Below are 281 nucleotides of genomic sequence, written 5' to 3'. Positions count from 1 at the left end.
ATAAATTAAAAGAACAGGCACATATTCAGCGAAGTTCTTACCCATTCACCTTCGCAATCATATAAATTAAAAGAATGGCGATTAAATTTGGTGTAGCTCTACCGTAGTGAGCATGAAAAAATTGGTGTAACTCTACCGTAGTGAGTATATAAAAAACTGCCTGCAAAACCTTAGACATATCTCTAAGATTTTGCAGGCAGTTTTTCTGTAAAGAAATATAATTCATATTAAACCAATGACTAAAACTAGGTTTTATGAGGATGTTTTCAGTCTGATCACAC

Annotated in this window: 1 protein-coding gene; it reads right to left on the bottom strand. The window is 33.1% G+C overall.

Features of this window, described 5'->3' with window-relative positions:
- Positions 1-37 precede the first annotated feature (37 nt).
- Positions 38-281: hypothetical protein (locus tag MR107_RS30715; protein WP_242293205.1), on the bottom strand; the 244-nt coding region annotated here is incomplete at its 5' end.

The organism is Bacillus cereus group sp. BfR-BA-01441, assembly GCF_022663075.1.
Taxonomy (GTDB): domain Bacteria; phylum Bacillota; class Bacilli; order Bacillales; family Bacillaceae_G; genus Bacillus_A; species Bacillus_A cereus.
This window is presented reverse-complemented; position numbering and strand designations above follow the sequence as displayed.